Genomic DNA, 1,553 nt, shown 5'->3' with positions numbered 1-1,553 from the left:
GGAAAACGACAATGCAGCGAGTTCGAACTGACCAAAAAAGGATGCCATCACTGACAATCCATAATGCCGGCACCGAAATACCGGACTTTGATCCAAAGGAATCTCACCCCACCAAAAAGGCAGGGACGAGGTAATTTGGCATTTGACAAGTGCACGCTGTTGAGTTCTCAAGGATCGGACGCTCCCACAGCTCGGCCTTCCAGCCTCGCCCGCAGGGCAACTTCACAATCTTATCCCTCTCGCGCAGCTTGTCAAGTCGGCGCTTCGGGATCTCAGATCCACAGTGGCGACCGACGACGTCCTTCGCGAGGGGATTCCCATCCTAGACCAGAAGTCCTGTTCTCTCTACCGAGAGGTTTGGGATGGGATTCGGTTCTCCGCTTGAGGGGGCGAGACCTTCCGGCCCTTCGCTCTTCCCTGTGGGGCGAACAAGTAATAACTTACGCGGCACACCACCATCCGGCAAATCACGCCCACATCCCGGGCGTGTCGCGCTGCCAGGCCGCCTGACCACCTCCCTCCTTCCGGCGAGATACTGGCTCCATGCGCATGCTCCCCGATGCAGGCCCACGGTGCCCTCTGTGCGGCGACCGCCTCGGCTTCGAGATTCTGGACGACGAGCGATTCCTCGTCGCATGGTCGTGTCTGACCTGCGGCGCCATCCGCACGACGGAACCCGCGTAGCTCCGAGTCCTAGACCTCCGTGCTCGGAGCACGGGTTCGCATGACGAGCGCCGCAGCCAGGGTGACCGCCACCAGCACGGTCACATACGCCGAGAAGAGCCACGGCACCTTGGCCGTCGCGTGGTACAGAAGCGGCGCCGTTCCGCCGAACAGCGAGTTGGACACCGCATATCCGAACCCGACGCCCAAAGCCCGCAACGCCGGTGGGAACGCCTCGGCCTTGGCGATCGTGTTGGTCGCGAGATATCCGGTGAGCACGACGAAGACGACGAGCATCACTGCGAACAGCGTCGACGGTGCCGTGAGCCCGGGGGCGATCATCACAGCGGGTCCGATCACGACGACGCCGGCGGCCCCGAAGAACACCAGCAGAGGCTTTCGCCCGATGCGGTCGCTCATGGCGCCGCCCACGGGCTGGAGCAGCATCAGGACGATCATCGCGATGAGGATGGCCGTCGTGCTCGCGCGCTCGGCATCCGACCCTCCGGCAGCGAACGCCGCTTCACGCGACACGGACGGCACCGTCACCGTGAACGTGTAGAACGCCGCCGTGCCACCCGACGTCATCAGCACGACCCACAACAACGGTCGCCAGCCGTCACGAAAGAGATCCGCGAGCCCCGCCGCCGCAGGACGCGTTCGCTCGCTCGGCATCCGTCGGGCGAGAACCAACGTCATGACTCCCGCGAGCGCACCCAGCCCGAACGCGACCCGCCACCCCCACGCCGAAATCTGCGCGCGATCCACGACCGAGAGCAGGATGAGCAGTGTCGCCTGCGCAAGGACCTGGCCCGCAACGATCGTCGCCGTCTGGAACGACGATGAGAAGCCACGACGGCCGCGGGCCGCGACGTCCGCCAGGACACCGC

The 1,553-nt window shown here is 64.5% G+C and carries 1 protein-coding gene; it reads right to left on the bottom strand.

What is annotated here, in order from left to right; translation table 11 throughout:
• Positions 1 to 693: 693 nt before the first annotated feature.
• Positions 694 to 1,553 (bottom strand): MFS transporter (locus tag I5I_RS12860; RefSeq protein WP_036320375.1); only part of this gene is annotated, 860 nt, incomplete at its 5' end.

It is taken from the genome of Microbacterium sp. B24 (assembly GCF_000333415.1).
GTDB lineage: Bacteria > Actinomycetota > Actinomycetes > Actinomycetales > Microbacteriaceae > Microbacterium.
This window is presented reverse-complemented; position numbering and strand designations above follow the sequence as displayed.